Below are 25126 nucleotides of genomic sequence, written 5' to 3'. Positions count from 1 at the left end.
CTGGACCGCTCAGCGCTGCGCGCCCGGGCGCGGCAGCGACGCGAAGGTCTTCTCGACGACCTCGCGCATCGTCGCCTCTTCGGTGAGGTTGCCGCTGCGGATGCCCTCGGAGTGAAGCCAGAGGATGTCGCCGGTGGCGAGGTCGATCAGGCCGCAGCGCACCCGCGCGAATCCGGTCGGCAATCCTATCCCGACCAGCGCGCCGAGCACCGTCATCGCCTTTCGGCCGCCGGTGCTCTGGTAGTCGATGCCGAAAGTCACCATCAGCGAGTCGGCGCCGGTTCGCTCGCGAAGCCAGGGCAGGCCGTAGCCCAGCGTGTAGTCGAAGCGCGCCGCACGATCCTCCCACCCGGCCAGTCCCGGACGGGTGTTCGCGAAGCCCTCGGCCACGACGACGTCGAAGGTCGCGACCAGATCGTCGAGCTCGTCCTGCTCGTCGTCGCTCAGCCTGGGCATCGGGACCGTGCCGAGGTCCGCGCGGCCCGCGAGCACCTGGCTCAGGACCGCCTCGAAGTGCTGGTTGGCCCGGCGCGTCAGGTCGGGCACCTTCTGCGTGACGCCGCCGGCCGACAGTTCGTGGACGTCGATCCGGGGCGCGAGGACCAGCAGCTTGAGCGGCGCCTGGCGCGGCCCCGGCTCGGCGAGACGGTGGTGGACGCGCGTGTTCTCGTCGGTGGCGGCCATCGCCGGCGCCGCGAGCGAAGCCGCCAGACACAGCGCCAGCGCGGCGCAGCCCCCGTTCACGATCCGCATTCGGCCCCCTCGCCCACGACGCGCCCGATTCGCCCGATTCGCCCGATTCGCGCAGATTCTGATGCATCGCGTCCGGGGTTCGCTTGACCGCGAGCAACACGGACGCGATGCGTCGGCGCAACAGCCCCGGCGGTCCGCGCCCGGCCGGAACCTGCCGTTCGGTGGCGGAACCACTGCCGGTCGGCAGCGAAGCTTTGAGGCAAGCCCGCCGCGCCACTAGGTTCGGACCTCCATGCCGAAGCGCTTCAGCCGACTCGTCCGATGACGACCCACACCCTGCAGGCCGAACCCGAAACGATCGAGATCGCATCCGGCAGGAGCCCGGATTCGGGACTCTTCCGGATTCCCGCCGACCGCCTGCGGATCGGCATGTTCGTCGCCGAGCTCGACCGCCCCTGGACCGACACGCCCTTCCCCGGCCATGGTCTGCTGGTCGAGGCCGTCGAGCAACTCGCGGCCCTGCGCGCGCAATGCAACGAAGTCGTGGTCGACGCGGGTTTCTCGGAGCCCCGCGTCCAGGACGAGCTCCGGGCCGCGGCCGCCACGCGGCTTCCCGGATCGGCGCCCCCGGTCGCGAGCCTGCGTCCGGGTTGGCGACGGCCGGCCAGTCGCACACGCGACGACATCCGGTTCACGTCGGGCCAGCTGCGCCGGGTACGCGAGCTCGCCGCGACCTGCGCGCCCGTCCTTGCCGAGTCGCCGCCGCGGGACGAGGGGACCGGCATCGACCTACAGCGAGCCGCTCCGAGCGGTTTCCTCGACCGGCTGAAGGCCCGCCTCGGGGGATCGACTTCCGGTCCCGAGGACACGGGCCGGCCGAATCGGCCCGCCCGGCTCGGCGCGCCGGCCGGCCAGATCCGCTGGCCCGACCCGATCGAGCTGGCCGACGCCCTGCCTGACGCCCGCCCGGCGTTCGCCGCGGCCGAGCGCCAGGTCTTCGCGGCCTTCGACCGGGTGCGCCAGGGGCACGGCCTCGACCTGGGGGCCCTCCTGGGCGCGGCCGATTCGCTGGTATCGGTGGTCCTGGAATGCCCCGACGCGGCCCGCTGGCTCACCGCCATCCACGGCCAGCGCAGCAGCCTCTGGGTGCCCGCGATCGCCGATGCCACGCTGCTCGCCGAGTTCGGCAGGCACCTCGGCATGCCGCGCGAAACCCTCCTGGAGCTTGCGACCGTCGGCCTGCTGGCCGACGCGGGCAAGACCCTGCTGCCCCGCGAACTGCTCGAGCACCCGGGCATGCTCTCCCCGGTCGAGTTCGCGCTGGTCAAGCAGCACGTGTCGCTGGGCCTCGACATGATCGAGAACGCCGGAAGCCTGCCGCCGCACGTCATGCGCGGCATTGCCGAGCATCACGAGAGGCTGGACGGATCGGGCTATCCGGGCGCGCTCGGCGGCGGCGCGATCGGACTTCACGGCCGGATGGCCGCGATCGTCGACACCTACGCCGCGCTGACCACGTCCCGGGCCTACGCCAACGCGCTCGCCCCGGAGAACGCGCTGGCTGCGCTCCTCGGCTGGTCGGGCCGCCTGTTCTGCCCCGACCTGGTCGAGCAGTTCGTGGCCATGCTGGGCCCTTACCCGGTCGGCTCGCTGGTCGAGCTGGAGCGCGGCGAACTCGCCGTCGTCATCGACCGCAACGCCGGCGCGCGCCTGCACCCCAGGCTCGTGGTGCTCACAGCCCCCGACAAGGGCCCGCTGCGGCCGGTGCCCGGCCGCGGCGGCGCGCAGAGCCCCGACGAGATCTACCGCGGGCTCAAGGTCCGGATCGCCCGCGGCGCGCGCGCCGGCGCGTACGGGCTGCAGGTGCCGGACATCCCGATCTGATCCGCGGAGGCGGCACACGATGAGCGCGACACGCTTCGCCCGTTCCCTCGAACGCTACCTGCTGCCGATCGAGGCCGTCACGGTCGGGATGTACGTGACCGACATCGACCGGCCCTGGCTCGACACGCCCTTCGTGATGGAAGGCTTCCTGGTTCGGACCGAGCGCGAGATCCTGGCGCTGCGCCAGCACACCCGCCTCGCCTACGTGGACCTCCAGCGCTCCAGCGAGTCGGTGGCGGCGGCGGTCAGGGCGGCGGCGCTGGACAGGAAGAAGGCGCGCGAGCCTGCGCAGCGCGGCGCCGCCGCGGCGCGACGCTCCGGCCCGGGCCAGGACGGCGACGCCGGCGGTCGAACCGGAGAGCCGACATCGCTGCTCGGCCGCATGCGGCGCTGGTTCGACCGCCCGGCCGCGCCCGAAGCGAGCGCGGAGGAACGATTGTCCCAGGCGGCGCTGGCCGCGAAACTGCAGATCCCGCCTTCGCAGAAGCTCGAGCGCTACGCGGCGCCGCGCCCCATCCAGGCCGAGCTGCCGCGCGCCCAGTCCACGTTCGCGCGCGGCGTCGACATGCTGGGCGCGCTGATGCGCGACCTGCGCGGCGACGCGCGCCCGAGCCTGCGCGACGTGGAGGAGGTCGCCGACGGCCTGGTCGAGAGCATGATCGAGTGCCCCGACGCGATGCTGTGGGTGGCCAGGATGCGCTCGCACAACCAGCGCACCTACATGCACTGCCTGAGGGTGGCCCTGCACCTGATCGCGCTCGGCCGGCAGATCGGGTTCCCGCGCGAGGACCTGGTCCGGCTGGGGCTGATCGGCATGCTGGCCGACGTCGGCAAGATCCGCGTGCCGCGCGCGCTGCTGGACAAGCCCGCCCTGCTCACGCCTTCGGAGCACGACATGGTCAAGCTCCACGTGCAGCTGGGCCTCGACGCGCTGGGCAAGAGCATGAAGCTCGACGACAAGGTGGTCCAGGGCATCCTGCAGCACCACGAACGGATGGACGGCACCGGCTACCCGGCAGGCCTGAAGGGCAAGGAGATCGGCATCTTCGGCCGCATGACCGCGATCGCGGACTGTTTCGCGGCGCTCACCATCGACCGGCCGTATGCCAAGGCGATGTCCGCGCAGGATGCGATGCTGAACCTCTACAAGTGGAGCGGCGGCTCCTTCCACGAAGCCCTGGTCGAGCAGTTCGTCCAGGCCATCGGCGTCTTTCCGGTCGGCGGGCTGGTGGAGCTGAGCAACGGCGAGATCGCGGTCGTGCTGGCGCACAACCAGGTTCGCCGCCTCGAGCCCCGCGTGCTGGTGATCGCCGTCGGCGAGGGCGAGATGATCGGGCGCCCCTTCGAGCGCGACCTCCTGACGAAACCGGTGGACGCCGAGGGCCGCCCGATCCGGATCGCCCGGGGCTTGCCCAGCGGCGCCTGGGGCCTGCGGCCCGCCGACTACTATGCGATCGATTCCGGGAAGCAGTCCGCGGATGCCGTCGCCTGAGCCGCTCGCGAGCCGCGCCGAGCGCGGGCTCGCCCAGGCCCGCGTGTCCCCGGAGGGGCTCGTGCGCCGTCTCGCCGGCCGCCTGGCCCGCGCCGACGGCTCGCCGGGGTCCCGCTGGGTCGGCCTGCTCACGATCGCGCTGCACACGCGCGATCGCAGGCTTGCGCTCGCGCCGCCGGAAGTCTCCCGGCAGGCGCTCGCCGAGATCGAGGGCCGCATGCGCCGGGTGCTGCGCGCGGGCGACCGCTACGCCTTCGTGGCGCGCGAGGAGCTCTGGATCATGCTGGCCGCCCTGCCCGACGGCGCAGTCGCGGAGCTTGCCGCGGGCTCGCTGCAGGACCTGTTCGAGCAGCCTGTCGCGCTCGCCGACGGATCGTCGTGGCGCATCGACATCCTGCCGGTGATCGGCGGCGCCTGCGCGCCCGCCGCCGCGGGAATCGGCGCCGCTGCGCTGCTCGCCGCCGCCGACGCGGCCCGGCGCGAGAACGCCGGCGCCAGCCCGCGTCCGGCGATCCGCCGGCTCGCGGACGCCACCGTCGTGCGCGAGGCGCCCGAGAGCCTGGCCCGCGCGCTGGAGCACGCGCTGGAGTGGAACGAGCTGGAAGTCCACTTCCAGCCGCAGGTCGACGTCCGGTCCGGCCGCTGCGAGGCGGCCGAGGCCCTGATCCGCTGGCGACGCCCGGACGGAAGCCGGGTCAGCCCGGCCCGGATCATCGAGATCTGCGAACAGCGCGAGACGATCGGCCAGCTGGCGCGCTTCACGCTGAACACCACGCTGCGCCATCTCGCCCAGTGGCGCGGCGCCGGCCTGCCGGTCTCGGTGGGCGTGAACCTGTCGGCGACCACGCTGTCCGATCCCACGCTGCCGATGGTCGTGTCGCAGGCGCTGGACACCTGGGACGTGCCGGCCGCGCAGCTCACGCTCGAACTGACCGAGAGTGCGCTGATCCGCGACGAACGCGCCGCGGCCGAGTCCCTGTCCGCGCTGCGCGAGCTGGGCTGCCGGCTGTCGATCGACGACTTCGGGACCGGCTACTCGCCCTACACCTACCTGCGCCGGTTCTCGTTCCACGAGCTCAAGATCGACCAGGCATTCGTGCGCAACATCACGACCGAGGCCCCCGACCGGAAGATCGTCCACTCGCTGGTGGCTCTGGCCCACGCCTTCGGCATGCAGGCGGTCGCCGAGGGCGTCGAGGATCAGGCCACCTTGGCCGCGCTCGGCGAGGCCGGCTGCGACCTCGCCCAGGGCTGGCATTTCGCGGCGGCGCTGCCGCCCGAAGCCTTCGTCGCCTGGTGCCGGGCAAGGCATTGCGCGATCGGCCGGGAAGCGACGGTATAATCCGCCACTCTCCCGAGGAGCGCTGCAACGGTCGCCGGTTTCCCCCGCGCGCCGCCAGGCTCGGGACCGATCCACCGAACGGCGCTCGTCTAACCGTGATTTCGTCACGGCAGACGGGCCCGGCCGGGCGAGCGCCGCAACGAGCCGCGCCCAGCCGACCGCGATCGCCCGCTGCCAGACGGATCACCCAGATGGAGTGATTCATGTCCGCCGTTCTCGATACCAACAAGGCCGCGGTCGCCGCCGGCGATTTCCGCGTTGCCGATCTCTCGCTGGCCGGCTGGGGCCGCAAGGAAATCCGCATCGCCGAGACCGAGATGCCCGGCCTGATGGCGATCCGCGAGGAATACGCCGCCAGCCAGCCGCTGAAGGGCGCGCGCATCACCGGCTCGCTGCACATGACGATCCAGACCGCCGTGCTGATCGAGACGCTCACCGCGCTCGGCGCGCAGGTGCGCTGGGCCTCGTGCAACATCTTCTCGACCCAGGACCACGCCGCGGCCGCGATCGCCGCCGCGGGCATCCCGGTCTTCGCCCACAAGGGCGAGTCGCTGGCCGAGTACTGGGACTACACGCACCGGATCTTCGACTGGGCCGACGGCCAGCCCTCGAACATGATCCTCGACGACGGCGGCGACGCCACGCTGCTGATCCACCTGGGCACCCGGGCCGCGAAGGACCCGTCCCTCCTCGCCAACCCCGGCAGCGAGGAAGAGGTCGAGCTTTTCGAGTCGATCCGCCGCCAGCTCGCGAAGGACCCTTCCTGGTACGAGCGGCAGCTGAACGCGATCGTCGGCGTGACCGAGGAGACCACCACCGGCGTCAAGCGCCTGTACCAGATGTCGGCCAAGGGCGAGCTCGCCTTCCGCGCGATCAACGTCAACGACTCGGTCACCAAGAGCAAGTTCGACAACCTGTATGGCTGCCGAGAGTCGCTGGTCGACGGCATCAAGCGCGCCACCGACGTGATGATCGCCGGCAAGGTCGCGGTCGTGGCCGGCTACGGCGACGTGGGCAAGGGCTCGGCGCAGGCGTTGCGCGCGCTGTCGGCCCAGGTGTGGATCACCGAGTGCGACCCGATCTGCGCGCTGCAGGCGGCCATGGAAGGCTATCGCGTGGTGACCATGGACTACGCGGCCGACAAGGCCGACATCTTCGTCACCGCCACCGGCAACCGCGACGTGATCACCTTCGATCACATGGCGCGGATGAAGGACCAGGCGATCGTCTGCAACATCGGCCACTTCGACAACGAGATCGACGTCGCCGGGCTCAAGAAGCACTGCCGCTGGGAAGAGATCAAGCCGCAGGTCGACCACGTGATCTTCCCGGCCAGGGGCGGCGAGCCCGAGAAGCGGATCATCCTGCTGGCCGAGGGCCGGCTGGTGAACCTGGGCTGCGCGACCGGCCATCCGTCCTACGTGATGAGCTCGTCCTTCGCCAACCAGGTGATCGCGCAGATCGAGCTGTGGAGCCACCGCGACTACTACGAGCGCGGCAAGGTCTACGTGCTGCCCAAGCACCTCGACGAGAAGGTCGCGCGGCTGCAGCTCAAGAAACTGGGCGCGATGCTCACCGAGCTCACGACCGAGCAGGCCGGCTACATCGGCGTGCCGGTCGAGGGCCCGTACAAGCCCGACAGCTACCGCTACTGAGCCCCGGCCGGCAGGCGGCGACCCGGCCCCGGACCATCGTGCGCGCCGACCAGCTGCTGGTCGCGCGGGGCCTCGCGGCCTCGCGCACCCGTGCGCGCGAGCTGATCGACGCGGGCGCGGTCCGCATGCGAACGGCTGGCGGCGACGAGCCGGTGGGCAAGCCCTCGACCCAGCTCGCCGACGATGCCGAGCTGCTGGTCGACGATTCGGCCCGGCCGCGCCACGTGTCGCGCGGCGGGCTCAAGCTCGAGGGCGCGCTGGCGGCGTCCGGCGTCGACCCTCGCGGGCTGGTCTGCCTGGACCTCGGGCAGAGCACCGGCGGCTTCACCGACTGCCTGCTGCAGGCGGGCGCGGCGCGCGTGGTCGGCGTCGACGTGGGGCACGGGCAACTGCATCCGTCGCTGCAGGCCGATCCGCGCGTCGCGGCCTTCGAGGGCGTCAACGTGCGGGGGCTGCCCGAAACGGCCGGCGAGGCCCTGCAGGCCGCGCTGCCCGCGGCCGGCTTCGACCTGGTCGTCGCCGACCTGAGCTTCATCTCGCTGGCCCATGCGCTCGCGCCCGCCGCGGCCCTGCTCCGCGGGGGCGGCACCCTGCTCGCGCTGGTCAAGCCCCAGTTCGAGGTGGGCCCGGGCGGCGTCGACTCGCGCGGCATCGTGCGCGACGCGTCGCGCCACGCCGAGGTGCGCCAGCGCATCGAGGCCGCGGCCCGGGCGGCAGGACTCGCGCCGCGCGGCTGGCACGACAGCCCGATCCGGGGCGGCGACGGCAACCGGGAATTCTTCCTCCACGCAGTGAAAGCATCGAACGAAGTGAAATGACCGAGATTCCATCCCCCGCCCAGGCGGTCGACCTGAGCTTCGAGTTCTTCCCGCCGAACACGCCCGAGGGCGCGCGCAAGCTGCGCGAGGTCCGGGCCCGGCTCGCCGCGCTCGCGCCGAGCTTCTTCAGCGTGACCTACGGCGCCGGCGGCGCCACCCGCGACAAGACGATGGCCACCGTCGACGAGATCGCCGCCGAGGGCCGCCAGGTGGCCCCGCACCTGTCCTGCATCGGCGCGACCCGCGAATCGGTCGCCGAGCTGCTCGACACCTGGCGCGCCCGTGGCATCCGCCGGCTGGTGGCGTTGCGCGGCGACCTGCCTTCGGGCATGGTCGACACCGGCGACTTCCGCTACGCGAGCGACCTGGTCGCCTTCATCCGCGCGCGCAGCGGCGATGCCTTCCACATCGAGGTGGCGGCCTATCCGGAAGTGCACCCGCAGGCGCGCTCGGCCGACGACGACCTTCGCGCCTTCGTCACCAAGATGAAGGCCGGCGCCGACTCGGCGATCACCCAGTACTTCTACAACGCCGACGCCTATTTCCGCTTCCGCGACGATGCGCAGCGCGCGGGCGTGAGCGCGCCGATCGTCCCCGGCATCATGCCGATCAACAACTTCGTCCAGCTGGCCCGCTTCTCGGATGCCTGCGGCGCCGAGATCCCGCGCTGGATCCGGATGCGGCTGGCCGGCTACGGCGACGACCTCGCGTCGATCCGCGCCTTCGGGCTGGAAGTCGTCTGCGGGCTGTGCAGCCGCCTGCTCGAAGGCGGGGCGCCGGGCCTGCACCTGTACACGCTGAACCAGGCCGACGCCGCCGAGCGGATCGTCCAGGCGCTGCGCCTGCGCGGCTGAGGCCGGCCGGCGCGGCCGGCGCGCGGGGTGCTCCGCGGGCATGACGCGCCCGCAACGGCGCCGCCGCCGTTCGTCGGGCGGGATCGCCGCCGGCCCGGCGGCCGGCCCGCTGCCGGTTCCCGGGAATCGGGGCTTGGCTAACATCCACTACATGGATACCCCGACCCTCGCCCGCGCCTCGACCGGCACCCGGAAGCTCCGGGTCGGCGTCGGCCAGCTCGCGTCGGGCATGTACGTGGTCGAGCTCGACCGCCCGTGGCTCGACACGCCCTTCCTGCTGGAAGGCTTCCTCGTCGACAGTCCGATCGAACTCGAGACGCTGCGCCGCTATTGCCGCTACGTCTACGTCGACCCGGACCGTTCCGACCCGACGCTGGCCCGCCGGATCCGCGACGCGGAGCTGGCCGATGCGCCGCTGGTGGCATCGCCGCGCCGCTCGGAGACCACCGTCCGCCTCGAGTTGCCGAAGCGCAGCGGCGAGGCCAGGCAGGAGCGCCGCGCCTCGCCTGCGCCCAAGGCGCGCGCCGACGCCCGCGTGAGCAGCGAGACCCGCGAGCGCTTCCGGCGATTCGTCCGGGCGACGGCGGTCGCCGGCGAGTCGCTGCAGGCCCCCGCCGGCGTGCTGGGCCGCACGGCCGGGTGGCTGCGACGCTGGATGGCCGCCGACGACCGCGACCCGGTCGCCTGGCAGCAGCGCTCGCTGCAGGCAGTCCACGACCTGCTCCCCCCGGGCACGCGGGTGGTCAGGCACCCGGATCCGCAGCCCTTCGCCGAGGCCATGCCCGCCGCGCGCGCGGCGATCGCCCGGGCCGGCCACGCCACCGAAGCCTTGTACGAAGCGGTTCGGGACGGCCGCGACGCACCCGTCGGGCCGCTCCACGAAAGCGTGACGCTGCTGGTGGCCGCGATGATCGCCAACCCCGACGCGCCCGCCTGGGCGGCCCGGGTCGGCGGGGCCGCGAGCCGCGACACCCGCCACGCGCTGACGGTGGCCCTGCATCTGCTTGCCGTGGGCCGCTCGATCGGCCTGGATCGCGAGACCCTGCGCGCGCTCGCCACGATCGGCCTGCTCGCCGACGCGGGCAAGGCCCGCCTGCCGCGCGCCCTGCTCGAGAAGCCGGGCATGCTCTCGGCGAGCGAGCACACGATCGTGAAGGAACACGTCCGGCTGGGCCTCGAAGCGGTGGAGCGAAGCGGCCCGCTGGCCGCCGAGGTCAGGGCCGGCGTCGCCCAGCACCACGAGCGCCTCGACGGCTCCGGCTACCCGAAGGGGCTGCAGGGCGAGGAGATCAGTTTCTGGGGACGGCTGGCCGCGATCGCCGACAGCTTCGCCGCGCTGGTCTCGCCGCGCCCCTACGCCGAGGCCCTGGCGCCGCAGGAAGCGATGATGAGCCTGTACGAGTGGGCCGGCAACTCCTTCGACGAGGCGCTGGTCGAGCAGTTCGTGCAGGCGATCGGGATCTTCCCGGTCGGCAGCATCGTCGAGCTGTCGAGCGGCGAGATCGCCGTGGTCATCGGCCACAACCGGATCCGCCGGCTCGAGCCGCGGGTCCTCGCGATCTCCGATGCGGCGCGCGAACCGCTGGGCGCACCCGTGCCCAGGGAGCTGCCTTCGCTTCACCGCGGCAGCCCGCCGGACGCCTTGCGCGTGGCGCGCGGGCTGCCCGCCAGCGCCTTCGACCTGGGCCGCATCGACCTGACGGCGTTCATGCCGGGCCGCGATGTCGCCTGATCGCAGCGACGCGCCGCGCGACGGCGCCGGCGACGCCCCGGGCCGCAAGCGCGCGTCGCCGCGGATCGCGCCGGCAGCACTGCTGGAAATGCTCGCCGCGCGCTGCGGCGCGCGCGCGTCCGGACGGACCGCGCTGCTCGTGGTGGCGCTGAATCGTTCGGATCGCCTTGCCGCGCTCGCGCAGGACGCATCGAACCAGTACGTGCTCGCCGAAGTCGCGCGCCGCGTGCAGTCGATGCTGGGGCCCGCCGACCGCTACGCCTTCGTGGCCAACGACGAGCTCTGGTTGGTGCTGGGCGACCTGGCCGACGAATCGCTGGCCGAGCTCGCCGGGCAGACGCTGCACGACACGCTGCAGCGTCCGATCCGCGCTCGGCGCGCCGACGGAAGCCCGGCCGTGGTCCAGTTGCGCCCGGTGATCGGCGGCGCGTGGACCACGATGCGCACGCTCGCCGATCCGATGAGCATGGTCGCCGCCGCCTCGCAGGCCTGCGCAAGGGCGCGCACCCAGGAGAACCAGCTGCTGATCTCGCGGCTCGACGACGACGCGGCGCTGATCCGGCGCGACGAGCTCGAGCGCGACCTGCGCGCCGCGTTGCACGCAAACCAGCTCGACGTGCACTTCCAGCCGCAGATCGACCTGGCGAGCGGGCGCTGCGTGGCGCTGGAATCGCTGATACGCTGGAACCGCGCCGACGGCAGCGCGGTGAATCCCGCGCTGATCGCCTCGGTCTGCGAGGAGCGGGGCATGATGGGCGCGCTCACCCAGTTCGTGCTCAACAACGCGCTGCGCAACCAGAAGCGCTGGGAAGGCCAGGGGCTCGACCTGTCGGTGTCGGTCAACCTGTCGCCCACCGTGCTGTCCGACGCGGCCTTCCCGATGCTGGTCTCGCACGCGCTGGCCACCTGGGGCGTGCCGGGCGAGCGTCTCACGCTCGAATTCACCGAGTCGGCGATCGCCCAGAACGAGCAGCCTGCCATCGAGTTCATGGGGCAGTTGCGCGCGCTGGGCTGCCGGCTGTCGCTCGACGATTTCGGCACCGGCTATTCGTCGATCGCCTGGTTCGGCAAGCTGCCGCTCGACGAACTGAAGATCGACCGCAGCTTCGTGCGCGAGCTCGAATCCTCCGAAAGGAACACGCCGAGCCGCACCGTGGGCGCGCTGATCGGGCTGGCGCACGCCTACGGCCTGCGCGTGCTGGCCGAGGCGGTCGAATCGCCTCGTGTGGCGGCGATGCTCGCCGCGGCCGGCTGCGATCGCGCACAAGGCTTCAGTTTCTCGCCGGCGCTGCCCGCACAGGCGGTCGCCGACTGGTGCCGCCGTCACGACGAGGCCAGCCTGCTCAGCCGCAGCGAAGCAGCCTCGATTCGGTGACGATGACCTGCAGGCGCCGGTCATGGGATTCGGGCTCCAGCGCCACCTCGCAGCAGTCGTAGGCCGCGCCCGCCGCGGGCACGTCCAGCGCGGCGAGCGTGCGGTCGTAGTAGCCGCCGCCATAGCCCAGCCGCCATCCGGACGGATCGAAGCCCACGCAGGGCGCCACGACCAGCGCCGGGCGGACCGTCTCGAAGGGTTCGGGCACCATGACCCGGTGCGCCTGCTCGGCCATTGCGATGCCCGGTCGCCAGCGCCCGAAGGCCAGCGGCCGGTCGCGAGCCACGACCCGCGGCAACGCGATCGTCCAGCCGCGCGCGACCAGCTCGCCGAAGATGCCGCGCGGATCGGGTTCGCCGGCCAGCGGCCACCACAGACCGATCACGCCGGGCGCCCAGCCGTCGACATCGAGCCAGTCGAGCAGGCGCCGTGCGATCGCCGCATCGAGCTCGCGGCGCTGCGTGTCGGGGATCTTCTTGCGCGCGGTCAGCAAGGCGCTGCGCAGCCCGCTCCGGCCGCCGCCCGACGGCTCCGACGCGTCGCCCCCCCGTGTTATCCTCGATCGCAAGTCAGTTGTCCCGAGCAGTCGTACCAGTACAAGGCGATGAAACACCGGATCGCGCAGCTTGCGATTGTAGGCACGATCGCCCTCCTCCTCGCCGCCGCCCAGGTTCCGGGGCTGGCGAAGTCCCCCGCCAAGAAGCCCGCCGAGGCGCCCCGCGCACTGAGCGCCGACGAGGCCGTCGCCGAGGCGCGCCGCGCCTTCGTGCGCAACGACGCCGCCCGCTTCGAGGCGGCCGCCCGCCTGGTCGAACCCGATCACCTGCTCGCCAGGTACATCGACTTCTGGCGTGTCCGGATGGACCTGCGCAAGCAGGAGGCCTCGCCGGTGCCCAGCGCCAGCGCGGCCGACCGGCAGGTGCGCCGCTTCCTGGTCGAGCACGAAGGGACCGTCGTGGCCGACCTGATGCGCCGCGACTGGCTGATGGACCTGGGCAAGCGCCGCAACTGGGAGCCGTTCGACGCCGAATACGCGGCCTGGGTGCTGCGCGACGACGACCAGGTCCACTGCTATCACTGGCTGGGCCGCGTGGAACGCAAGCTCGCCGCCGACGGCGCGCTCGCCGCGATCGACGAACCCCGCCATCTGCGCGACGGCTGTGGCGACCTGCTCGAAGCGATGCACGAGACCGGCCGCATCGACCGCGAGCGGGTGCGCCAACGCATGCTGGCGGCGCTCGAGGTCGACTCGCGCGACAGCGTCGAGCGCACCGCCACGCTGCTCGGCCTGGACGCCGATGCGATCGCCAACGCCTGGTCCCGCCCGCTCGCGGCGCTGGCCAAGTCCTCGGGGCGCGAGCACACGCTGATCGCGATCGCCCGCTACGCCCGCAGCAATCCGCAGGAAGCGGCCCGCTGGCTCGAGGAAGGCCGTGCCCCGCTGAAGGGCCCTGACCTCGCCTTCGCCTGGTCGCAGGTGGCGGCCGCCGGCATGCGCCGGCTCGCGTCCGAGTCCTTCGAATGGACGCGCCGCGCGCTCGACGCGCGGGTGGGCGACGAGACCCTGGCCTGGATGGCCCGCGCCGCGCTGCGCGAGCAGCAGTGGCCCACGCTGCGCGCGATCGTCGCGCGGATGAGCGAGGAAGGCCGCAACGACCCGGCATGGGCCTACTGGGAGGGCCGGGCGCTGCTCGCCGCCGGCGACATCGAAGGCGGCCGCGAACGGTTGGGCAAGGTCGCCGGCGGCTTCCACTTCTACGGACAACTCGCCGCCGAGGAGCTCGGCGAGCTCGTCCGCACGCCGCCGCGCGCGCAGCGCGCCAGCGAGGCCGAGATCGCCGCGGCAGCCGCCAATCCGGGCTTCGCCCGCGCGCTGCGCTTCTACGAGATCGGCCTGCGGCTCGAGGGCAATCGCGAGTGGAACTACCAGCTGCGCGGCATGAACGACCGCCAGCTGCTGGCTGCCGCCGGGTTCGCCTGCCGGCAGCGGGTGCTCGACCGCTGCGTGAACACCGCCGACCTCACCCGGGCCGAGCACGATTTCTCGCTGCGCTTCGTGACACCCTTCATCGACGAGCTCGAGCCGGTCGCCGCCGAGCGCGAGCTCGACCCGGCCTGGATCTATGGCCTGATCCGCCAGGAGTCGCGCTTCATCATGGACGCCCGTTCCTCGGCCGGCGCGCAGGGGCTGATGCAGATCATGCCGGCCACCGCCCGCTGGATCGCGGGCAAGCTCGGCGTCGACCGCTTCCAGGTGTCGCAGCTCAACGAGCTCCAGACCAACCTCCAGTTCGGCACCTATTACCTGCGCACCGTGCTCGACAAGCTCGACGGCTCGCCGGTGCTCGCATCGGCCGCCTACAACGCCGGGCCGCGCCGGCCGCTCAACTGGCGCGCCACGCTGCCCGCTCCGGTCGAGGGCGCCATCTTCGCGGAGATCATCCCGTTCTCGGAAACGCGCGACTACGTGAAGAAGGTGCTCTCCAATGCGGTGATCTACGCCGAGCTGTTCAGCGGGAAGCCGCAGTCGCTCAAGGCCAGGCTGGGCACGATCACGCCGCAGCCGGCCACGCAGAGCGAGGTGCCCTGAGCGACCCTCGAATCGAGGCTTCCTCTCGCGGCCATTCCGCCGGACACTCTCTCTTTCTCGTTTTCTCAGGATTCGGACATGCGTCATTCGCGGGTGCTGGTGATCGGCGGATCGGGCTTCATCGGCGGCCACCTGGTGGCCGAGCTGGCGGCCCGCGGCAAGCAGGTCGTGGTGCCCACGCGCAACCGGATGGCGGCCCGCCGCCTGCTCTCGCTGCCCACTGTCGAGGTAGTCGAGGCCGACGTGCACCGCGACCACGATCTCGCCACGCTGGCCGTCAAGGCCGACGCGGTGGTGAACCTGGTCGGCATGCTGCACGACCGCCGTGGCAAGCCCTGGGGGCCCGGCTTCGACCGGGCCCACGTCCAGCTTCCGAGGCGCGTCGCCGCCGCCTGCGTCGCCGCCGGCGTGAACCGCCTGCTGCACATGTCGGCGCTCGGCGTGACCGAGGGCGGAGAGGAGACCGCGCCGTCGATGTACCTGCGCTCCAAGGCCGCCGGCGAGCGCGCGGTCCGGGAGAGCGGCCTGGGCGGCTGGACCATCATGCGGCCCTCCGTGGTGTTCGGTCCCGACGATCGCTTCCTGAACCTGTTCGCGGGGCTGCAGAAATGGCTGCCGGTGATGGCGGTCGGCCGGGCTGGCGCGAAGTTCCAGCCGGTCTTCGTGGGCGACGTCGCGCGGGCCTTCGCCAACGCGCTCGACGAGCCGGCCACCCTGGGCCGCTGCTACGAGCTCGCGGGCCCCGACGTGTACACGCTGCGCGAGCTGGTGAAGCTCGCGGGCGGACTGGCCGGCGTGCAACGCCCGGTCATCGGCCTGAACGATTTCCTGGGCCGCGCCCAGGCCCTGTTCCTCGAGTTCGCACCCGGCCCCACGCTGATGTCCCGCGACAACTACGACTCGATGTCGATCGACAACGTGGCCTCGGGCCCGGTCGCGCCCGAGCTGGGTGTGCGGCTCACCGCGCTGGCGGCGCTCATGCCGCGCTGGACGGCGGATCGCAACGCGCGGATCGGGGTGACCCGGACCCGCGCGCATCGCTGAGCGCGGACAAGCCGCTCGCATGCAGGTCTACTGCGTCGGCGGCGCGGTGCGCGACGAGCTGCTGGGGCTGCCGGTCCGGGACCGTGACTGGGTGGTGGTCGGCGCCACCCCGGAGACGCTGAAGGCGCAGGGCTTCCAGCCGGTGGGCCGCGACTTCCCGGTCTTCCTGCACCCCGACACCCGCGAGGAATACGCGCTGGCCCGCACCGAGCGCAAGTCGGGACGCGGCTATCGCGGCTTCGTCGTGCAGTTCTCGCCCGACGTCACGCTCGAGGACGACCTCAAGCGGCGCGACCTCACGATCAACGCCATGGCGCGTGACGCCGACGGCACGCTGATCGACCCCTGGAACGGCCTGCGCGACCTGCGCGAGCGCGTCCTGCGCCACGTCAGCGAGGCCTTCGGCGAGGACCCGGTGCGCATCCTGCGCATCGCGCGCTTCGCGGCCCGCTTCCACGACTTCACGATCGCGCCCGAGACCCGTGCGCTGATGCGCGACATGGTCGCGCAGGGCGAGGCCGACCACCTGGTGGCCGAACGGGTCTGGCAGGAGCTGTCGCGCGGCCTGATGGAGACGCACCCTTCCCGGATGATCGCCGTGCTGCGCGAGTGCGGCGCGCTCGAGCGCATCGCTCCCGAGCTCGAGGAGGTCTGGCACGAAGGCATGGCCGGCACGCTCGACGCCGCCGCGGCCGCGGGGGCCTCGCTGCCGGTCCGCTTCGCCGTGCTGCTGCACGGCGTGGCCGCGGCCGACGACCCGAAGCGACCCGGCCATCGGCGCGACCCCGGCGAACGGGCCGACGCGATCGCGGAACGCTTGCGCGCGCCGACCGACTGCCGCGACGTCGCGCGGCTGGTCGCCGCCGAGCTGCCGGTGCTCGAGATCGCCGACACGCTGGACGTGGAAGGCCTGGTGCGGGTGGTCGAGCGCATGGACGGCCTGCGCCGCGCGCAACGCATGGAGCGGGTCCTGGAGGCCTGCGGCATCGTGCACCGCAACCCCGCGCTGGCGCGGGTCAGGCTGGCCGCCGACGCGATGCGCGCGATCGACGCCGGCGCGATCGCCAGGGCGGGCCCGCCGAAGACGATCCGCGAACGGCTCCACCAGGCCCGCGTGCGGGCGGTGGAAGACGCGCTGCTCAGAGCAGGCGAGCCAGGCCCATCGCCAGCAACGACAGCAGGATCGTCGACATCAGCGGGATCGACCAGCGACGGCCGAACAGGATGAAGTCGAAGTCGCCGGGCAGCCTGCCGATCCCGAAGCGACGCAGCACCGGCATCAGGCCCGAAAAGAGCGCCAGCGCCAGCACCACCGTGATCAGCCACTTCAGCATCGGGCGATTATCCCATTCGTGCCTCTACGCCCTGTCGGTGCTGGCCATGGCGATCATGGACGCGCTCGCCAAGGGCGCCTCGTCGGTGCCGATCGCGCAGACGCTGCTGGTGCGCGGGCTGATCGCCTGCACGGTGATCGTCTTCGTGGCGCGCTCGGCCGGGTTCGAGTCGCCGGTGCGCATTCCGCGGCGCGCCGGCCTGCAGACGCTGCGCGGGCTGCTGGTGGCCGGCACCGTGGCCACCTTCTTCCTGAGCCTGCGCGAGCTGCCGCTCGCCGACGCGACCGCGATCGCGATGATCGCGCCGCTGCTGCTGGTGCTGGCCGGCCGGCTGGTGCTGAACGAGCCGCTGCGGCCCGCGCAACTGCTCGCCTGCGCGATCGGCTTCGCCGGCATGCTGCTGATCGTGCAACCCGGCGGAGCGGGCGCCGCGGCCGGCAGCCACGGCGGCTGGCTCGGGCTCGGCACCGGCGCCTGGCTCGCGCTCGCTTCGGCGGTCCTCTACGTGGCGCTGGTGCTGGTCACCCGCGTGCTCGGGGTCTCGAGCCCGGCCACGACCACCGCCTGGTACGGCAACGCGGTGGTCACGCTGCTGTGCGCCGCGCTGCTGGCCTTCCAGGGCTGGACGCCGCCCACCGCCTCGCAATGGGCCACGCTGGCCGGGCTGGGCATCGCCGCAGCGGTGTCCAACCTCCTTCACACGCAGGCGCTGCGCGGCGTCGAGGTGGGCCAGGCCGGCACCCTCGACTACTCGATCCTGGTGTGGGCGGCGCTGCTCGGCTGGATCTTCTGGGGCGACCTGCCCGGGCCGGCCACGATCGCCGGCAGCCTGCTGATCGCGGGCGCCGGGATCAGCGCGATGCGAGCGGGCGCGCGTGCCGCTGGAGGAAGGCGGTGATCGCGGCCGGCCTGAGTTGCGGCTCGCGCGGATCGGCGCGACCGCCGGCCACCCGGTTCATCCACTGCATGTAGCCCTGCATCCGCTGCACCACCTCGGGCCAGTCGCCGGCGGCATGGCTGGCCGGGTCGGGCAGCGCGTGGCACTGGCTGCAGGCCTGCGCGAACATCCTGCCGTCGTCTCCGGCCAGCTCGCGCTTGAGCAAGGACGAGGCGTCGTCGCCGATCGGCGCCAGCGCGTGCCGGCGCAGGTAAGCGACGATCTGCCTGACTTCCGGCTCCGTAGGCGCCGCCAGCCGCCGCGGCGCGCCGCCTTCCGCGGCAGGCCCGAGCATCATCCTGGCCATCAGCTGGCCCAGGTTGCCCTCGCCGCGCATGCGCGGCAGCATTCGCTCGACGATCTTTTCCCACTGCCCGGCCTCGTGCATCGCCGGGCTGGGCAGGTGATGGCACTGAACGCAATAGAGCGCGGTCAGGCGCGCACCCTCCGAGGCCGGCTCGGGCAAGGTCGAGGGTCGCAGCCGCTGCGGCAGGATCCGGACGAGCATCTGCCCGTGAGCGCTCGACTCCCAGCGGCGCACCGATTCGGCGGCCAGCCGGTCGAGCTCGGCGGGCGACGGCGCCCCGTCACGGGCCATGGCCGGAATGGCCGACAAGCCCCACAGGGCGACGAGCATGCCGCGCAGGGAGACGCGCAAGGCCCCGCGAAGGCGGGCGGCGGAATCGGGCATCGCGAGCGGCTCCCGGGCGTGAGCGGGTGGGCGAGGGCCGAACGGGTCGGCCGGAAGGCGATCGGGTCCGGAGGAAGTCTCTCGCGAATCGGCGCGCCGTTCAATCGGCCGCCCGCAGTTCAATCGACCGCTACAGCGCGCCGCGCCGATCGCCCCGCGCGAAGCCGATCGCCTCGTCGGGCAGGCCGCGGCCCCAGGCAATGGCCTTGAACAACTCGCCCATCTCGGCCTCGGACACCAGCTTCTGCAGCGCGGCCGCCTGGCGGGCCCAGGCGCCCGCATCCTCGGGCGAGACCCGCATCGCGAGCTCCGGCAGGCCGCAGCCGAACAGGAAGCTCGCCTGCGAGGCGTAGCCCAGCGAGTCCAGCCGCGCGGCGCGGGCGGCGGCGTCCATCGCCGAGAAATCCACGTGGGCGGTGAGATCCTGCAGACCCGGCAGCCACAGCGGGTCGTCGTGGGACCGGTGGCGGTAGTGGCACATCAGCGTGCCCTGGGCGCGCTGAGGGTGGTAGTACTCGGCGCGCGGAAAGCCGTAGTCGATCAGCAGCACCGCGCCGCGCGCCAGCCGGGCGCCTACCGAGGCGATCCAGGCGGCGGCCTGCTCGCCGAGCTCGGAGCGGTAGCCCCCGGGCCAGCCGCCCTGTGCGGCCCAGCCAGCCTCGTCGAGCGCGGCGCGCACCGCGCGCTCGAAGCCGGAATCGGCGGGCCGGTCGGCGAACGCGAAGCGCGGCGCCTCAACGCGGCCCGTGGCCGGATCGTCCGGCATGCCGGGTCCGGCCGGCGCGCCCGCCGCACTGTCCGGCGCCAGCACCACCCCCCGCTCGACCACCTGACCGCCGGCCAGCCCGAACAAGCGGACCGGCATCGCGTCGAGCAGCTCGTTGCCGAGCACCACGCCCTCGATTCGCTCGGGCAGCGCATCGAGCCACTCCACCCGGCCGAGCATCGCAGGCGCGCTGGCAGCCAGCGTCTCGCGCTGGCGCGCGCGCAACTCGCCCGACAACTCCACGATCCGGTAACGAACGCGGCCATGCCCCGCCTCGGCCAGGGCCTCCAGGACCGTGGCCGCCAGCGCGCCGGTGCCGGCGCCGAACTCGTAGACCGCTTCGGGCGCCCCCTGACCGAACCATTGCGCCAGCTGCGCCGCCACGCAGCGGCCGAACAGGGGCGAGATCAGCGGCGCGGTCACGAAGTCCCCGGCCTCGCCGAACTTGCGGCTGCCGCCCGAGTAGTAGCCGAGCCCCGGCTCGTAGAGGGCGCGCGCCATGAAGGCGTCGAAGCCGATCCAGCCGCCGGCCGCGCGGATCGCCTCGGCAATGACTTCGGAGAGCCGGCGCGAGGTCGCGAGCTGATCCTCGTCGGGCAGGGGCAGGCTGGGGGCGGGGCGCATGGGCCGGCAGTCTAGATGATTTAAACTGGCCTGTTCACCGAACACCGCCCCCATGACCGACAGCCCCTCCATCGCGGACAGCCCCGCAGCGCGCCCCGTGGCCCTGGTCACCGGCGCCGCCCGCAGGATCGGCGCGGCGATCGCCTCGCACCTGCATGCGGGGGGCTACGATGTGGTCGTTCACTATCGCAGTTCGTCCGAAGAGGCAACGGATCTCGTCGAAACGCTGAACCGGGCCCGGGCAGGGTCGGCCATCGCGATCGGGGCCGACCTGTCGCGCGCGGCCGATTGCGCGGCGCTGATCGAGCGCGCTGCCGCCTGGCGCGGCGGCCGGCTCGACGCGCTCGTCAACAATGCCTCGAGCTTTCGCCGCACCCCGCTGGGCACGATCGACGAGGCCGCCTGGCACGATCTGGTCGACGGCAACCTGAAGGCGGCGCTGTTCTGCAGCCAGGCCGCTGCGCCCTGGCTGCGCGCGGCCGGCGGCGCGATCGTCAACCTGTGCGACGTGCACACCGAGCGCCCGCTGCGCGAGTTCTCGGTCTACTCGGCGGCCAAGGCCGGCATCGTCGCGCTGACCCGGGCGCTGGCGCTGGAGCTCGCGCCGGCGGTGCGCGTGAACGCGGTGTCGCCCGGCTCGCTCGACTGGCCGGAGGACGGCATCTTCACCGAGGCCGAGCGCCGCGCGACCGAGGCCGCGATTCCGCTGGCGCGCCTGGGCACCGGCGAGGACATCGCCCGCGCGGTCGAGTTCCTGCTGCGCGGCAACCGCTACGTCACCGGACACGCGCTCGCCGTGGACGGCGGCGCCAGCCTGGTCTCGCGCTGACCGGCCGCCTCCGCCATCCCGCACGCGCGAGCCGACGAAAGCGAACCCACGAGAGCGCGCCCACCGGACCGGGTACATGATGCAAGACAGCTTCCACGACTGCTACCGCCTGCTGGTGCAGGACGTCGAGATCGACTGCTTCCTCGGCGTCTACGAGCACGAGCAGGCCCGCAAGCGGCCGATCGTCGTCGAGGTCGAGATGTACGTGCCGCACGCCACGAAGATCTCGCGCCGCGACGAGCTGGCCGAGACCGTCAACTACGAGCGCGTGGTCGAGACCATCGAGCGCGTGGTCGGCGACCGCCGCTTCAAGCTGGTCGAGACCCTGTGCGGCGAGCTGGCCGACGAGATCGCCCGGCTGCCCGGCCTGCGCGCGCTGAAGGTCTCGGTCACCAAGCCGCAGCCGCTGCCGCGCGCGAAGGCGGTGCGCGTCGAAGTCTGGAGGCATCCGTGAGCAGCCTTCTTCCCGGCGCCGGCGCGAACGCCGCCGCGGCGCCACACGCCGACGCCGCGCCGTCCGCGCGCAGGCTCGAGAAGCTCGCCTACGAGCGAAACAAGCTGCACAAGCGGCTGCTTCGGCTCACCGGCCAGGCGATCGGCGACTTCGGCATGATCGAGGACGGCGACAAGGTCATGGTCTGCCTGTCCGGCGGCAAGGACAGCTACGGCCTGCTCGACCTGCTGCTCACGCTGCGCGAACGCGCGCCGATCTCCTTCGAGATCGTCGCGGTCAACCTCGACCAGAAGCAGCCGGGCTTCCCCGAGCACGTGCTGCCCGACTACCTGCGCAAGCTCGGCGTGCCCTTCCACATCGAGAACCAGGACACCTACTCGATCGTCACCCGGGTGATCCCCGAAGGGCGCACGATGTGCTCGCTGTGCTCGCGGCTGCGCCGAGGCATCCTGTACCGGGTGGCCGACGAACTCGGCGCCACGAAGATCGCATTGGGCCATCACCGCGACGACATCCTCGAGACCTTCTTCCTGAACATGTTCTTCGGCGGCAAGCTCAAGGGCATGCCGCCCAAGCTCGTCTCCGACGACGGCCGCCACATCGTGATCCGGCCGCTGGCCTACGTCGAGGAACACGACCTGGAGGCCTACGCGCAGTGGCGCGAGTTCCCGATCATTCCCTGCAACCTGTGCGGCTCGCAGGAGAACCTGAAGCGGCGCGAGATCAAGCAGCTGATGCGGGAGTGGGAAAAGCGCTTCCCGGGTCGGGTCGACAACATCTTCGCCGCGCTGTCGCGGGTCACGCCTTCGCACCTGATGGACCGCGGGCTGTTCGACTTCACGGGCCTGCAGGCCACCGGCGCCCCGGTGGAAGACGGCGACATCGCCTTCGACGTGAGCCCGGAGTTCGAGGCCACGCCCGCCGCCCGGCACGAAGGCGAGACCTCGGTGGTCGAGCTGGTTCGCCGCAGGCCGGCCTGAGGCACGGCGCGGGAACCGGCGCGCCTCAGCCCGGCAGCCGCCGCACCGCCAGCATCGTCACGTCGTCGGAGCGCTCGCTGCCGAGCGCCCCGAGCCCGGCCACGATCTCGTCGAGCAGGGCATCGACGGACCCCTGCCGCCGTGCGATCCGGGCCAGGATTCCCGCCTCGCCGAAAGGCGCCGCGGCACTGCCGGCGTCGGTGACGCCGTCGGTGTAGGCCATCAGGAGCTCGCCCGGCCCGATGCGGCTGGATGCGACCTCGAAGCGCTGCCCCGGCATCAGCCCGAGCGCCGGACCGGTCGGCCCGAGCCGATCGATCGCGCCGCCGGCGCGCGCGAGCAGGGGCGCGTCATGCCCGGCGTTCACGTACACGAGCTCGCCGCTGCGCGGCTCGAGCGCCGCCACGAAGGCCGTCGCGAACATGTTCGCGCTGCCGTGGACGGTGGCGATGTAGTCGCTGGTCGCGCGCACGGTTCGCGCCAGCGTGGCACGCGCGTCGACGTCGTCCTGCTGGGTCGCGATCGCGCGGATCAGGCTGCGGAACAGCGCCATGTACAAGGCGGCGCCGACCCCCTTGTCGCAGACATCGGCCACCACCAGGGCGACGCCGCCATGCCCGACCGGAAAGAGATCGTAGAAGTCGCCAGCCACCTGCCGCGCCGGCAGGAAGCGCGCGCCGAGGTCCCAGCCGTCGAGGCGCGGAATCTGGTCGGGCAGGAAGCCCGCCTGGATCTGCCTGCCGATCTCGAGCTCGCGCTCGATCGCCTGAAACTGGCGGCGCTCGGCGTCGCGCAGGCGCTTGCGCGCGAGCGACGACTCGACCCGCGCGCGCAGCACCGCCGGGTCGAAAGGCTTGGGCAGGTAGTCGTCGGCGCCCAGCTCCAGACAGCGCACCACGCTCTCGCTCTCGTCGATCGCCGACACCATGACCACGGGAACGTGGCACAGCGCCTCGTCGGCCCTCATCGTCTCGAGCACCTGGTAGCCGTCCATGCCCGGCATCGTGATGTCGAGCAGGACCAGGTCGTAGTCGGCCTCGCGCAAGGCCTCGAGGGCCCGCACGCCGTCCTCGGCGATCGCCACCTCGTGACCGAGCCGGGCCAGGCGGCGCGCCAGCAGCTCGCAGTTCGTCGGGTTGTCGTCGACCACCAGCAGCCGGGCCGCCTGCCCGGGCGCGAATCCGTTCATGTGGCCGCCGCACCCACGTCCGCGTCGCCCCGGCGGCACGGCGCGTCCTGCTCGCCCGCACCCTCCCGCGCGCCGCCCCCGCCGCGGCCGGCCCCCTCGGAAAGGCCCAGCAGCCGCCTCAGGTAGGGGAGCTCGCGCCGCGCCGCGAGCTCGCCCTGCTCGATCAGGTAGCCGATCTGGTCCGCGTCGGCGAGCCTGATCCGCCGGTCCAGGTCCGGGATCATCGGGATCACCTCGGCATGGTGGGCCACGCTGTAGAAGGCGAGCTGCGAGCGCAGCAGGTGGTTGACCGTGGTGGTCTTCAGATGCAGCACGAGCTGCATCAGGTTCCCGACCTCGGTCTGCGGCGACTCCTCGAAGCCGATCGCCACGATCACGTCGGCGCCCTCGCGCATCGCCACGTCGACCGGCAGCGGATCGCAGGCGCCGCCGTCGGTCAGCAGGCGGCCGTCGACCCGCCACGGCGGCAGCACCATCGGGATCGCGATGCTGGCCCGCAGCGCGTCGGCCAGGCTTCCGCTCGACAGCACGACCTGGTCGCCGCTCTGGAAGTCGGTGGCCACGATCCGCAGCGGCAGGCCCAGGTCGCCGAACTCGGAGTCGCCGACGAAGTCACGGATTGCAGCGTTCACCTTGCGATCGTCGAGCAGCGCGAACTCCGGGCCGAAGCCGAATGCGCGCGGCAGCAGCGCGCGCGGCACCGCCCGGTAGTCGAGCGACTGGAACATGCCGTGCAGGCTGGCCACGAAGCGCTCGGCCTGGCGATCCGCGGCTTCCGCGCCGCGCGCCAGCCACACCGCGCACAGGCTCCCGCCGCTGCAGCCGACCGCCAGGTCGATCGGCACGCCGGCATCGCGCAGCACCCGGATCGAGCCCAGGGCCGCCGCGCACTTCAGGCCGCCCGAGCCGATCACGACCGCGACCCGGGGCCGGCGCGCGCCCGCCCCGGAAGCAGGCGTTTCGCTCACCCGCGCGCTCCCGCCGCGGCCTCGCTCGCCAGCAGCTGGCGCAGGTAGGGCAGCTGCTCCTCGGCGGCGCGCTGGCCCTCGTCGATGATGTAGCCGATCTTGCCGGTGTCGAACAGCCGGACGCGCTCGCGGAACTCCGGGATGATCGCGATCACCTCGCTGTGATGCGCGAGGCTGTGGAACGCGAAGCGCGACTTCAGCAGGTTGTTCGACATGATCGCGCTGAGCTGGAAGGCGAATCGCCCGGCCGACTTCACCGATTCCTGGAAGGGGCTCTCGAAGCCCAGCGCGATGATCACGTCGGCGCCGTTCTTCATCGCCACGCTGATCGGCAGCGGGTCGGCCAGGTAGCCGTCCACCAGCAGCCGGTCGCCGACGCGCCACGGCGTGAAAGCGAAGGGCAGGGCCACGCTGGCGCGGATCGCGTCGACCAGGCTGCCTTTCGACAGCACCACCAGCTCGCCGTTGGCGAAGTCGGTGGCGGTCACGTGCAGCGGCAACTGAAGGTCCTCGATGCGGGCGTCGCCGAAGACCCGCCTCAGCCGCTGCATGATCAGCGCGTCGTCGCGCAGGCCGAAGCCCTCGGTGCGGAAGCCGAGCATGCGCGGCGCGATCGCGCGCAGCATCGCCATCGTGTTCCGCTTGCCGGTGATCTCCTTCGTCCACAGCTCGGTGGTGATCCGGGCGGCGTCGTCGCCGGCGTGGCCGGCCGCCATCAGCCCGGCGTAGATCGAGCCCGCGCTGCAGCCGACCAGCATGTCGATCGCGATGCCCTCGCGCGCAAGCACCTTCTGGATGCCGATCGCGGCGGCGCACTTGACGCTGCCCGAACCGATGACCAGCGCGACGCGCTTCCGATTGACGCTCATGTCCGA

General features: G+C 72.5%; 23 protein-coding genes and 1 riboswitch. Of the genes, 15 read left to right on the top strand and 8 right to left on the bottom strand.

Going from position 1 to position 25126, the window contains the following annotated elements; all coding sequences use genetic code 11:
• Window positions 1-9: 9 nt before the first annotated feature.
• On the bottom strand, window positions 10-753 hold the full coding sequence (locus tag FHP08_RS11265; protein ID WP_147704554.1) for a hypothetical protein: 744 nt from the start codon (window positions 751-753) through the stop codon (window positions 10-12).
• 261 nt (window positions 754-1014) lie between these two features.
• Here FHP08_RS11265 and FHP08_RS11260 point away from each other — a divergent pair, with 261 nt between their 5' ends.
• From FHP08_RS11260 to FHP08_RS11225, 8 genes are all read left to right on the top strand, one after another.
• Window positions 1015-2577 (top strand): HD-GYP domain-containing protein, encoded by a 1563-nt coding sequence (locus FHP08_RS11260; RefSeq protein ID WP_147704553.1) that lies wholly within the window; start codon window positions 1015-1017, stop codon window positions 2575-2577.
• Between the two features lie 19 nt (window positions 2578-2596).
• Window positions 2597-4069 carry an HD-GYP domain-containing protein gene (locus FHP08_RS11255; protein ID WP_147704552.1) on the top strand — a complete coding sequence of 491 codons (1473 nt, stop codon included), beginning with the start codon at window positions 2597-2599 and terminating at the stop codon, window positions 4067-4069.
• A complete protein-coding gene (locus tag FHP08_RS11250; protein ID WP_187272269.1) occupies window positions 4056-5411 on the top strand; it encodes an EAL domain-containing protein in 1356 nt (451 codons plus the stop codon). Before FHP08_RS11255 ends, FHP08_RS11250 begins: the two co-directional genes overlap by 14 nt.
• An 8-nt stretch (window positions 5412-5419) precedes the next feature.
• Window positions 5420-5505, top strand: a riboswitch (S-adenosyl-L-homocysteine riboswitch).
• Between the two features lie 109 nt (window positions 5506-5614).
• A complete protein-coding gene (gene ahcY / locus FHP08_RS11245; RefSeq protein ID WP_147704550.1) occupies window positions 5615-7066 on the top strand; it encodes an adenosylhomocysteinase in 1452 nt (483 codons plus the stop codon).
• A gap of 38 nt (window positions 7067-7104) precedes the next feature.
• Complete coding sequence (locus FHP08_RS11240; RefSeq protein WP_187272268.1) at window positions 7105-7884, top strand: TlyA family RNA methyltransferase; 780 nt, start codon at window positions 7105-7107, stop codon at window positions 7882-7884.
• A complete protein-coding gene (gene metF, locus FHP08_RS11235) occupies window positions 7881-8738 on the top strand; it encodes a methylenetetrahydrofolate reductase [NAD(P)H] (protein ID WP_147704549.1) in 858 nt (285 codons plus the stop codon). Before FHP08_RS11240 ends, metF begins: the two co-directional genes overlap by 4 nt.
• Window positions 8739-8889: 151 nt before the next feature.
• Window positions 8890-10470, top strand: coding sequence for an HD-GYP domain-containing protein (locus FHP08_RS11230; RefSeq protein ID WP_187272267.1), 1581 nt, complete (start codon window positions 8890-8892; stop codon window positions 10468-10470).
• Window positions 10460-11845, top strand: a complete 1386-nt coding sequence (locus FHP08_RS11225) for an EAL domain-containing protein (RefSeq protein ID WP_147704547.1) — start codon at window positions 10460-10462, stop codon at window positions 11843-11845. The genes FHP08_RS11230 and FHP08_RS11225 overlap by 11 nt, the downstream gene beginning before the upstream one ends.
• Here the strand turns inward: FHP08_RS11225 and FHP08_RS18455 are convergent.
• Entirely contained in the window at window positions 11814-12413 is a 600-nt protein-coding gene (locus tag FHP08_RS18455) for a 5-formyltetrahydrofolate cyclo-ligase (RefSeq protein WP_187272266.1), read from the bottom strand. The two genes, FHP08_RS11225 and FHP08_RS18455, sit on opposite strands and share 32 nt — an antisense overlap.
• Window positions 12414-12449: 36 nt before the next feature.
• On the opposite strand from FHP08_RS18455, the gene FHP08_RS11215 reads away from it, so the two are divergent.
• The 3 genes from FHP08_RS11215 (at window position 12450) to FHP08_RS11205 (ending at window position 16707) form a co-directional block, all read left to right on the top strand.
• Window positions 12450-14435 carry a lytic transglycosylase domain-containing protein gene (locus FHP08_RS11215; RefSeq protein ID WP_147704546.1) on the top strand — a complete coding sequence of 662 codons (1986 nt, stop codon included), beginning with the start codon at window positions 12450-12452 and terminating at the stop codon, window positions 14433-14435.
• A gap of 78 nt (window positions 14436-14513) precedes the next feature.
• The gene (locus FHP08_RS11210) at window positions 14514-15479 is read left to right on the top strand and encodes a complex I NDUFA9 subunit family protein (protein ID WP_147704545.1); all 966 of its coding nucleotides are present in this window, start codon (window positions 14514-14516) and stop codon (window positions 15477-15479) included.
• A gap of 19 nt (window positions 15480-15498) precedes the next feature.
• On the top strand, window positions 15499-16707 hold the full coding sequence (locus FHP08_RS11205; protein WP_147704544.1) for a multifunctional CCA addition/repair protein: 1209 nt from the start codon (window positions 15499-15501) through the stop codon (window positions 16705-16707).
• On the opposite strand, the gene FHP08_RS11200 is transcribed toward FHP08_RS11205, so the two are convergent.
• Window positions 16619-16813, bottom strand: coding sequence for a DUF2905 domain-containing protein (locus FHP08_RS11200; RefSeq protein WP_147704543.1), 195 nt, complete (start codon window positions 16811-16813; stop codon window positions 16619-16621). The two genes, FHP08_RS11205 and FHP08_RS11200, sit on opposite strands and share 89 nt — an antisense overlap.
• On the opposite strand from FHP08_RS11200, the gene FHP08_RS11195 reads away from it, so the two are divergent.
• Window positions 16794-17711, top strand: coding sequence for a DMT family transporter (locus FHP08_RS11195; protein WP_225879112.1), 918 nt, complete (start codon window positions 16794-16796; stop codon window positions 17709-17711). The genes FHP08_RS11200 and FHP08_RS11195 overlap by 20 nt on opposite strands.
• On the opposite strand, the gene FHP08_RS11190 is transcribed toward FHP08_RS11195, so the two are convergent.
• Window positions 17665-18441 carry a hypothetical protein gene (locus FHP08_RS11190; RefSeq protein WP_147704541.1) on the bottom strand — a complete coding sequence of 259 codons (777 nt, stop codon included), beginning with the start codon at window positions 18439-18441 and terminating at the stop codon, window positions 17665-17667. The genes FHP08_RS11195 and FHP08_RS11190 overlap by 47 nt on opposite strands.
• 130 nt (window positions 18442-18571) lie before the next feature.
• Window positions 18572-19831, bottom strand: coding sequence for a class I SAM-dependent methyltransferase (locus FHP08_RS11185; RefSeq protein ID WP_147704540.1), 1260 nt, complete (start codon window positions 19829-19831; stop codon window positions 18572-18574).
• A gap of 52 nt (window positions 19832-19883) precedes the next feature.
• On the opposite strand from FHP08_RS11185, the gene FHP08_RS11180 reads away from it, so the two are divergent.
• The 3 genes from FHP08_RS11180 (at window position 19884) to ttcA (ending at window position 22094) form a co-directional block, all read left to right on the top strand.
• Window positions 19884-20660 (top strand): pteridine reductase, encoded by a 777-nt coding sequence (locus FHP08_RS11180; RefSeq protein WP_147704539.1) that lies wholly within the window; start codon window positions 19884-19886, stop codon window positions 20658-20660.
• A gap of 76 nt (window positions 20661-20736) precedes the next feature.
• Entirely contained in the window at window positions 20737-21114 is a 378-nt protein-coding gene (folB, locus tag FHP08_RS11175; protein ID WP_147704538.1) for a dihydroneopterin aldolase, read from the top strand.
• Entirely contained in the window at window positions 21111-22094 is a 984-nt protein-coding gene (gene ttcA, locus FHP08_RS11170; RefSeq protein WP_147704537.1) for a tRNA 2-thiocytidine(32) synthetase TtcA, read from the top strand. Before folB ends, ttcA begins: the two co-directional genes overlap by 4 nt.
• A gap of 25 nt (window positions 22095-22119) precedes the next feature.
• Here ttcA and FHP08_RS11165 read toward each other — a convergent pair whose 3' ends face one another.
• Genes FHP08_RS11165 through FHP08_RS11155 form a run of 3 tightly spaced genes read right to left on the bottom strand, consistent with a single transcriptional unit; the run spans window position 22120 to window position 25120 of the window.
• Window positions 22120-23283 (bottom strand): PP2C family protein-serine/threonine phosphatase, encoded by a 1164-nt coding sequence (locus FHP08_RS11165; RefSeq protein ID WP_147704536.1) that lies wholly within the window; start codon window positions 23281-23283, stop codon window positions 22120-22122.
• Complete coding sequence (locus FHP08_RS11160; RefSeq protein WP_187272264.1) at window positions 23280-24251, bottom strand: patatin-like phospholipase family protein; 972 nt, start codon at window positions 24249-24251, stop codon at window positions 23280-23282. The genes FHP08_RS11165 and FHP08_RS11160 overlap by 4 nt, the downstream gene beginning before the upstream one ends.
• Window positions 24248-25120: a patatin-like phospholipase family protein gene (locus FHP08_RS11155; protein WP_147704534.1), complete on the bottom strand. Its 873-nt coding sequence runs from the start codon at window positions 25118-25120 to the stop codon at window positions 24248-24250. The genes FHP08_RS11160 and FHP08_RS11155 overlap by 4 nt, the downstream gene beginning before the upstream one ends.
• Window positions 25121-25126 lie beyond the last annotated feature (6 nt).

Origin of the sequence: Zeimonas arvi, from assembly GCF_008039575.1 — a bacterium.
Taxonomy (GTDB): Bacteria; Pseudomonadota; Gammaproteobacteria; order Burkholderiales; family Burkholderiaceae_E; genus Zeimonas; species Zeimonas arvi.
This window is presented reverse-complemented; position numbering and strand designations above follow the sequence as displayed.

Coding starts and splice junctions, on each gene's coding strand:
- FHP08_RS11265 (WP_147704554.1), bottom strand. CDS start 753: ATGCGGATCGTGAACGGGGGCTGCGCCGCGCTGGCGCTGTGTCTGGCG.
- FHP08_RS11260 (WP_147704553.1), top strand. CDS start 1,015: ATGACGACCCACACCCTGCAGGCCGAACCCGAAACGATCGAGATCGCA.
- FHP08_RS11255 (WP_147704552.1), top strand. CDS start 2,597: ATGAGCGCGACACGCTTCGCCCGTTCCCTCGAACGCTACCTGCTGCCG.
- FHP08_RS11250 (WP_187272269.1), top strand. CDS start 4,056: ATGCCGTCGCCTGAGCCGCTCGCGAGCCGCGCCGAGCGCGGGCTCGCC.
- ahcY (WP_147704550.1), top strand. CDS start 5,615: ATGTCCGCCGTTCTCGATACCAACAAGGCCGCGGTCGCCGCCGGCGAT.
- metF (WP_147704549.1), top strand. CDS start 7,881: ATGACCGAGATTCCATCCCCCGCCCAGGCGGTCGACCTGAGCTTCGAG.
- FHP08_RS11230 (WP_187272267.1), top strand. CDS start 8,890: ATGGATACCCCGACCCTCGCCCGCGCCTCGACCGGCACCCGGAAGCTC.
- FHP08_RS11225 (WP_147704547.1), top strand. CDS start 10,460: ATGTCGCCTGATCGCAGCGACGCGCCGCGCGACGGCGCCGGCGACGCC.
- FHP08_RS11215 (WP_147704546.1), top strand. CDS start 12,450: ATGAAACACCGGATCGCGCAGCTTGCGATTGTAGGCACGATCGCCCTC.
- FHP08_RS11210 (WP_147704545.1), top strand. CDS start 14,514: ATGCGTCATTCGCGGGTGCTGGTGATCGGCGGATCGGGCTTCATCGGC.
- FHP08_RS11205 (WP_147704544.1), top strand. CDS start 15,499: ATGCAGGTCTACTGCGTCGGCGGCGCGGTGCGCGACGAGCTGCTGGGG.
- FHP08_RS11200 (WP_147704543.1), bottom strand. CDS start 16,813: ATGCTGAAGTGGCTGATCACGGTGGTGCTGGCGCTGGCGCTCTTTTCG.
- FHP08_RS11190 (WP_147704541.1), bottom strand. CDS start 18,441: ATGCCCGATTCCGCCGCCCGCCTTCGCGGGGCCTTGCGCGTCTCCCTG.
- FHP08_RS11185 (WP_147704540.1), bottom strand. CDS start 19,831: ATGCGCCCCGCCCCCAGCCTGCCCCTGCCCGACGAGGATCAGCTCGCG.
- FHP08_RS11180 (WP_147704539.1), top strand. CDS start 19,884: ATGACCGACAGCCCCTCCATCGCGGACAGCCCCGCAGCGCGCCCCGTG.
- folB (WP_147704538.1), top strand. CDS start 20,737: ATGATGCAAGACAGCTTCCACGACTGCTACCGCCTGCTGGTGCAGGAC.
- FHP08_RS11165 (WP_147704536.1), bottom strand. CDS start 23,283: ATGAACGGATTCGCGCCCGGGCAGGCGGCCCGGCTGCTGGTGGTCGAC.
- FHP08_RS11155 (WP_147704534.1), bottom strand. CDS start 25,120: ATGAGCGTCAATCGGAAGCGCGTCGCGCTGGTCATCGGTTCGGGCAGC.